This is a genomic window from Streptomyces sp. NPDC005728 (assembly GCF_040630895.1).
GTDB lineage: Bacteria > Actinomycetota > Actinomycetes > Streptomycetales > Streptomycetaceae > Streptomyces.
This window is the reverse complement of sequence record NZ_JBEXYL010000035.1, coordinates 80,826-88,403: the sequence shown is the minus strand read 5'-3', so window position 1 is coordinate 88,403 and position 7,578 is coordinate 80,826. Positions and strand designations below refer to the sequence as shown.

Annotated in this window: 6 protein-coding genes and 1 rRNA gene; 2 read left to right on the top strand and 5 right to left on the bottom strand. The window is 69.1% G+C overall.

Annotated features, from left to right (window positions below):
• Both rrf and ABZ471_RS23915 read left to right on the top strand, forming a co-directional pair.
• Positions 1–92, top strand: a 5S ribosomal RNA gene (gene rrf, locus ABZ471_RS23920); the annotation flags it as partial.
• A 267-nt stretch (positions 93–359) separates the two neighbouring features.
• Complete coding sequence (locus tag ABZ471_RS23915) at positions 360–920, top strand: GNAT family N-acetyltransferase (protein WP_359068827.1); 561 nt, start codon at positions 360–362, stop codon at positions 918–920.
• 28 nt (positions 921–948) lie between these two features.
• Here ABZ471_RS23915 and ABZ471_RS23910 read toward each other — a convergent pair whose 3' ends face one another.
• Genes ABZ471_RS23910 through ABZ471_RS23890 form a run of 5 tightly spaced genes read right to left on the bottom strand, consistent with a single transcriptional unit; the run spans position 949 to position 7,556 of the window.
• Positions 949–2,430 (bottom strand): type IV secretory system conjugative DNA transfer family protein, encoded by a 1,482-nt coding sequence (locus ABZ471_RS23910; protein ID WP_359068826.1) that lies wholly within the window; start codon positions 2,428–2,430, stop codon positions 949–951.
• 9 nt (positions 2,431–2,439) lie between these two features.
• Positions 2,440–3,852, bottom strand: coding sequence for an ATP-binding protein (locus tag ABZ471_RS23905; protein WP_359068825.1), 1,413 nt, complete (start codon positions 3,850–3,852; stop codon positions 2,440–2,442).
• Between the two features lie 14 nt (positions 3,853–3,866).
• Positions 3,867–5,426, bottom strand: coding sequence for an SCO6880 family protein (locus ABZ471_RS23900; protein ID WP_359068824.1), 1,560 nt, complete (start codon positions 5,424–5,426; stop codon positions 3,867–3,869).
• Positions 5,423–6,748, bottom strand: coding sequence for a hypothetical protein (locus tag ABZ471_RS23895; protein WP_359068823.1), 1,326 nt, complete (start codon positions 6,746–6,748; stop codon positions 5,423–5,425). Before ABZ471_RS23895 ends, ABZ471_RS23900 begins: the two co-directional genes overlap by 4 nt.
• Entirely contained in the window at positions 6,738–7,556 is an 819-nt protein-coding gene (locus ABZ471_RS23890) for a hypothetical protein (RefSeq protein WP_359068822.1), read from the bottom strand. Before ABZ471_RS23890 ends, ABZ471_RS23895 begins: the two co-directional genes overlap by 11 nt.
• Positions 7,557–7,578 lie beyond the last annotated feature (22 nt).

The window sequence follows — 7,578 nt, the reverse complement described above, 5'->3', positions numbered from 1 at the left end:
CGCCCGGTTACATTCCGAACCCGGAAGCTAAGCCTCACAGCGCCGATGGTACTGCAGGGGGGACCCTGTGGGAGAGTAGGACGCCGCCGAACAAATTTTGAGAAAGAGCCCCAACTCCAGGTGAGAACCTGTGAGTTGGGGCTTTTTCGCGTTCCCCGACGGCTAGAACGTCACCTCCGCCGTTGCCACGGTCCCGCCCTGGCGGCCGGGTGCGCTGCCATTCTGGACGTCGATGACGATCAGTGCGGTGTTCGGTCGATCGGGAAGCGTGGTCATGCGCCCACGGTAGGACCGCGCACTGACAACGGGGCGCCGGTATTTCGGGTGAGGGTTGTGGCGGGCGCGGCTACCGTGGCTCCATGAGTATCCGGACCAGCGACGACTACGCCGTACGCGCCATACGACCCGACGAGTGGGCCGCCGTGAAGCAGTTGCGCCTGGACGCCCTGCGCGACCCGGCCGCGCCCATCGCCTTCCTGGAGACCTACGAGGACGCGCGGGACAAGCCGGACTCCTTCTATCAGGAGCGGGCCGTCCGGTCCGGTGAGGGGTCCGGTTCGGCACAGCAGTTCATCGCCGAGGCGTCGGACGGGACCTGGGCCGGCACCGCCACCGTGCTTCTGGAGGAGGCCGGGACGAAGGACTGGGCCGGGAACCCCGTCGAGCGGCGGCAAGGGCATGTGGTCGGCGTGTTCGTCCGGCCGGAGCACCGCGGGAACGGGCTGATCGAGGCCCTGTTCGACGCCGGTGTGGCATGGGCTTGGCAGCAGGGCGCCGAGCGGGTACGGCTGTTCGTCCACGCGGACAACGCGCGGGCGCAGGGGGCGTACCGCAAGGCGGGGTTCGGGCCGAGCGGGCTGGTCGTGTCGTTCGTGAAGGACGAGGCCGAGAACGAGCTGGAGTTCGTTCTGGAGCGGTAGCCCTGGAGCCGTTGTTCTGGAGCGGGGGTCAGGCCGGAAGTTCCTGGTGGGGCCAGCGGGATCGGGCCTGTTCGCGGGAGCGGAGCAGGGCGAGCGTGGGCAGGCCCTGGTCGGCTCCGGAGGCCAGCAGGTCCGGCAGTTGGGGGAGCGGCGCCACGGCCGCGATGTCGTCCAGGACCAGGGTGAGTGGTGGGTCGAGCCGACCGGAGGATGACCGTTCGGCCATGCGCCGGCCGCGCTCGACCACGCTAGAGACGAGAGCCGTCAGGAGGGGCATCGCGCCGGGGTTGGTCCTGGGGTCCTCGATGGATTCACCGACCACATAAAGCGTGCCCCCTTCGTGGACGAAGGAATCCAAGGCGAGCGCATCAGTTCGGTTTGGTGTGCAGGCCTCGCGGACGTTGACCGTGAAGAGCACGGACAGGGCCCGGCCCGTCAGCTCCTGTGCCATGTCACGACGTTCGGGGTGCGCGGTGAGGGCGGCTTCGAGTTCGCCTGCGGAGCCGGGGGCGGCCTTGGGGTGGGTACGGAGGGTTCGTACGGCGTCCTGGATCTGGGTGCCCTGGGACCAGCGGTGGACGTGGCGGATGGTGCGGGTTTCCAGGGCGGCGGCGTGGAGGTAGCTCCGTAGGAGCGTTATTGCCGTGTCTGCGACTGCCTGGTCGATCTTGGCGGTGGGCTGGACCGGGCTGAGGAGGGCGGTAGCTCTCTGCAGGGCCGTCTGTTTGTCTTCGCAGCCTGTTGTCGGGGACCAGTGGAGGCGGGCGGGGGTCTCGCAGAGGTGTGTGGGGTCGTAGAGGAGAGTGGGGCCCAGTTTGGATCGGGGGTCCTTGGTTTCCGTCCAGAGGGCCGGGTTCGAGGTGACCACGAGGGTGGGGCCCGGCGCGTCCTGGATCGCCTGCAATGCGGTGGAGTGGCGGCTTTCCCGTGTGCCGTAGCGCACCGCGCCTTCGGAGCGGTTTGTTTCCCACTCGCGCACCCGTTCACCGTTGGCCGGGAAGGGGCCCAAGGGCTCCGGCTCCGGTTCTGCTCGGGGTACCGGGACCTCGTAGTGCTGTTCGGGTGCCGGCGCTGCCACCGGTACAGGTACCGGTGCAGGTGCCGGCGACGACTTCTTCTCGAACGCCCGCTGTACCTTTCCCGCTCGCCATCTCGCCACCGTGCCCATCACGAAGAGGGAGAGGACGAAGAGGACCATCAGTTGGCCGATGAACAGGCCCCAGAACAGGCCCCAGCCGGAGAGCTGGGCCGCAGAGGTGTCCGGCCAGGCGCCGGGGACGTCGTGCGGCTGGCCGATGAGGTGACGCATGGCCAGGGGGGTGCGGGTGAAGGTGACGCCGTCGGGCCAGGCGCCCCGGGAGAAGAGGCCCGCCAGACCCGTGGCCGTCCACACCAGCACGGTCATGCCGAGGAGGAAGGCGAGTATGCCGATCAGGAGGCCGTCGGGGATGCCGCCCTGGCCTTCCCGGCGGCTGTCACGGCGCTCGTCACGGCGGTCGTCCGGTCTCACGCTCTCTCCCTACGCCACCGTCGATTCGGAGTCGCCCAGGTGCTGCTCCACGAAGGCCGCCGCCCGCTGCTCGGCCTCCAGCTCGGCCGCGTGCAGGGCGTCGTCGGCCGTCAGGTCGCTGGAGGACTCGGTCATCGCGCGGTCGGTGAAGACCAGCGGGCGTTCCGTCTCGGTGACCAGGTGTTTGACCACCTGGACGTTGCCGTTGACGTCCCAGACGGCGATGCCGGGGGTGAGGGTGGGGATGATCTCCACCGCCCAGCGCGGCAGGCCCAGTACCCGGCCCGTCGCCCTCGCCTCGTCCGCCTTCTGGGCGTAGATCGTCCTGGTCGACGCCATCTTCAGGATGGCCGCCGCCTCCTTCGCGGCCGCGCCGTCGACCACGTCGGACAGGTGGTGGACGACCGCCACGAAGGACAGGCCCAGCCGTCGGCCGAACTTCAGCAGGCGCTGGAACAGCTGGGCCACGAAGGGGCTGTTGATGATGTGCCAGGCCTCTTCGACCAGGAAGATGCGCTTCTTGCGGTCGGGGCGGATCCAGGTGTGCTCCAGCCACACGCCGACGATCGCCATCAGGATGGGCATGGCGATGGAGTTGCGGTCGATGTGGGACAGGTCGAAGACGATGAGCGGCGCGTCCAGGTCGATGCCGACGGTGGTCGGGCCGTCGAACATGCCGCGCAGGTCACCGTCGACCAACCGGTCCAGCACCAGGGCGACGTCGAGGCCCCACGCCCGTACGTCGTCTATGGCGACGTTCATCGCCTCCGCCGACTCCGGCTCGGGGTGCCGTAGCTGTTCCACGATGTCGGTGAGGACCGGCTGGCGGTCGACGATGGACTCGTTGACGTAGGAGTGGGCGACCTTGAGGGCGAAGCCGGAGCGTTCGTCCAGGCCGTGGCCCATCGCCACCTCGATGATGGTGCGCAGGAGCGCCAGCTGGCCCGTTGTCGTGATCGCGGGGTCCAGCGGGTTCAGGCGGATGCCCTGGTCCAGGGCTGCCGTCGGGTCCAGGCGGATGGGAGTTATCCCCAGCTCCTGCGCGATGAGGTTCCATTCGCCGGCCCCGTCCTCGCCCTGCGCGTCGAGGACGACGACCTGGCGGTCCTTGAAGCGCAACTGCCGTAGGACGTACGTCTTCTCCAGGGCCGACTTGCCGTTGCCGGACTCGCCGAGGACCAGCCAGTGCGGGGCCGGGAGCTGCTGGCCGTACAGCTGGAAGGGGTCGTAGATGTAGCCCTTCCCGGAGTAGACCTCGCGGCCGATGATGACGCCGGAGTCGCCGAGGCCGGGCGCGGCGGTGGGCAGGTAGACCGCCTGGGCCTGGCCCGTGGAGGTGCGGACAGGCAGCCGGGTGGTTTCGACCTTGCCGAAGAGGAAGGACGTGAAGGCGTCGGTGAGGACGGACAGCGGGTCCCGCATCAGCGCATCAGCCCCTACCTTCGAATGCCGGTGGCGAAGGGAAGTGTGTTCACGAAGGCCCGGTGGTGCTCGCGGTCGCACCACTCCAGCTTCAGGTACGACTTTCCGGCCGAGGCCCTTATGGTCCGCTTGTCGCGGTTCAGGGCCTCCGGGGAGCGGGAGGAGACGGTGATGTAGCCGACGAGGTTCACCCCCGCCGCGCCACTCGCCAGGTCCTCGCCGCGCTGGTCGAGGCGGTTGTGGGCGGCGATGTCGCGCGGGTCGACGGTGCGGTTCATCTTGGCGGCGCGGGAGGCCTCGGCCTCGTCGTTGGTCTTCTCGGTCAGCATGCGTTCGATGGCTACCTCGGTGGGTTCGAGGTCCATCGTCACCGCGACCGTTCGGATGACGTCCGGGGTGTGGACGAGCAGGGGCGCGAGGAAGTTGACGCCTACGGGGGTCATCGGCCACTCCTTCACCCAGGCCGTGGCGTGGCACCAGGGGGCGCGGGTGGCGGACTCGCGGGTCTTGGCCTGGAGGTAGGTGGGCTCCATGGCGTCCAGCTCGGCCGGCCAGGCGTTGCGCCGGGTCATCGCCTGGATGTGGTCGATGGGGTGGTCCGGGTCGTACATGGAGTGGATGAGGGAGGCGAGTCTGCCCTGCCCGAGGGGCTGGCGGACGCGGATGTCGGCCTCCTGGAGGCGCGAGCAGATGTCGGTCAGCTCGCGTGCCATGACGACGGCCAGTCCCGCGTCCCGGTCCAGCTTGCGGCCGGACTGGGGCCGCGCGGCGCGCGCCATGGCCTGGGCCTCGGCGGCCAGTTCGCGGGTGTAGTGCATGCAGGCGACGAGGTAGGCGCGGTGCTGCTCGCTGCTGGTGGAGACCATGGACTGGAGCTGGTCGTAGGAGCCGGCCAGCCAGTCGGGAGCCTTCTCGTCCCCGCGGACGGCGACGTCCTTGGCGTGGGCGTCGGGGTCGGCGGGCAGGGTGCGGGCGAGCATCTGGAGGCGGGTGACGAAGCCGTCGCCGTTGGCCACGTGCTTGAGCAGCGTGCCGAAGCGGTCGACGAGGGCTTCCTGGTCCTCGGAGTCGCGCAGGCCGACGCCCGGTCCCTCGATCTCGATGGCGGCCGTGACAGTCCGGCGGTCGGCGTGCAGGAGTACGGCGATCTCGTCGGGCCCGAAGGGGGCGGCGAGCCAGTTGATCCGCCCGATCCCGGGCGGCGGACCGATCTCGACCTCCCGCCCGTCGAGCCGGGTCCCGGCCTCCACGACACCGGAGCGGTAGACGGCGCCACGCTTGACGGTCCGCTTGTACGAGCGGTTGATCTCGAACCACTTGTAGAACGTGCGGCGCTTGTACGGCACGTAGACCGCGGCGAGCGCGAGCAGCGGGAAGCCTGTCAGGAGCACGATCCGCAGGGACAGGACCGGGACGAGGAGGCCGCACATCATGCCGAGGAACGCGCCGGCGATGATCAACGCGATCTCACCGGACTCGCGGTTCCGGCCGACGATCGCGTTCGGCCGGGCGCGGCCGATCAGATACGTACGGCGGGGCGTGACCGGATGGGACATGTGGGACTCGGTCGTCAACGCCCTTCACCTCCCGAGCGATTGCTGTTGCGGGTGTTGCTGGCGTGCGGGGTGTTGGCCGGGCTGGGTGCGCGCGGCGCGGGTGCGGCGGAGGGGACTGCTCCGCCGCCGCCCTGGGGGGTACGGCTGCTGTGGGCGGCGACACCGCCGGAGGCGGGGTTGGCGGGGCGCGGGCCGCTGCCGGCCTGGCCGCCACCGTTGTTGTCGGCGCGGGTGCTGTGGGTCTTGATGCCCTGGGCGACGAGGGTGGCCGGGGAGCTGATGACGGCTGCGGCCTTGCCTTCGGCGCCTTGCATGATGCGGTTGTTGCGGCCGCTCGCGATCTCGTCGCCGAAGCCGGGGACGAAGCGGTAGATCATCGCGCTGGCGAAGATGGCGAGCAGGATGATGGCGAGGCCGGAGACGACGGCGGAGAAGGCGTCGGGGCCGCTGTCGCCGGAGAGGGCGCCGGCGAGTCCGAGCACTATGACGATCACCGGCTTGACCAGGATGACGGCGATCATGATGCCCGCCCAGCGCCGGACATGCCCCCACAGGTTCTTGTCCACCAGGCCGGCGTAGACGACGGTGCCGAGGAGGGCGCCGACGTAGAGCAGGGCGGCGCGGATGACCAGCTCCAGCCAGAGGACGCCGGCGGCGAGGATGCTGACCAGGGAGACGACGATCAGCATGATCGGGCCGCCGCCGATGTCGGTGCCCTTGTTGAGGGCGCCGGAGAAGGTGCCGAAGAAGGTGTCCGTCTGGTCGCCGGTGGCCTTCGCGAGGACGTCCGTCACTCCGTCGGCCGCCGAGACGACGGTGTACAGGATCAGCGGGGTGAAGGCGGAGGCGAGCACCGTCAGCCACAGGAAGCCGACTGCTTCGGAGATGGCGGTGGTGAGGGGGACGCCTCGGACGGCCCTCTTGGCCACGGCCAGCAGCCACAGCAGGAGCGTCAGGATCGTGGACGCGGCGAACACGACGGCGTACTGCTGCAGGAACTTCGTGTTCGTGAAGTCGACGTTGGCGGTCTCCTTCACGGCGTCACTGAGCTTCCCGATGGTCCACGCAGCGGCGTCGGAACAGCCCTTGGCGAGGGAGGAGAGGGGGTCGAGGGTGTTGGTGAGGGGGTTGTCGGGGGTGAGGCTGGAGGAGCCGCCGCCTTTGGAGCCGTTGTCTTTTTCGCAGAACTGCTTGGCGGGGCCGACGATGAGGTCACAGTTGTTGGACGACGGCGACGGCGTGGGTGCGGCGATGGCTCGCGTGGCCAGCAGGAGGACAGCACCCTGCGCGGCGGTGACGGCAGCGGTGATCTTGAGTACGCGGCGCGGGCTACCGGGCATAAGTGAAGCCTCCGTACTCCTCGACGGCCTTGGCCATCTGGTCGGCGCTGGATGCCTTGTCGTCACCGGGGACGGGAGCGGGACCGTCCTTCTGGGAGAAGCTGTCGACCTTCCAGTCACCATTTTCCCAGCGCAGCTGGAGAGTCATCGTGAACCAGTCACTGGTGACCGGGTTGGTCGAGTCGTCACCGGCGGTACCGAACACGCCGGTGCACCAGACCTCGACCGTGGCGGTGGAGTCGGAGTAGTTGGTGAGCTTGGTGCCGATGGGCGCCGTGCGTGACACATAGGTATGGCCGGCTGGGGCGTTGCCGTTTGCGTCCAGGCCGATGCTGCTGAGGAACTTCTTGCTGTACGCCTTGTTGAACTTGTCCGTAAGGCCGGCCTGCTTGTCGGCGACGAACGCCTGCTTGACAACTTCGCCCCGCCAGAACGGTTTGAGGATGTCAGCCGAAACCAACGCCACCGCATAGTTCGCCGCCGCGCTCTGTGCTCCCTGGTCCGCATGTGCGAAGCCCGACGGGATGCCGGCGGTCCTCGTCTCCACCGGCTTCGTGCCGCTTGCTGCTGTGGGTGCGGCTTTTGGCTGGTCGCCCTTGTCGGAGGCGCTCTTCGTGGAGGAACCGTCTCCTCTGTTCGCGAAGGCGATCGCGGCGATGAGGAGGACGACCACGCCGACCACCGTGACCAGGCTCCGGGAGGAGGAGCGGGCGGTTCTGCGGGGTGCGCCGCCGTAGGGGTCGCCGCCGGGCAGGCGGGTCCGGGTCTGGCCCGTTTCGGTGTAACCCTGCTCGTCTGTGGGACTCATGCCGCGTACGCCCCCTCCACCT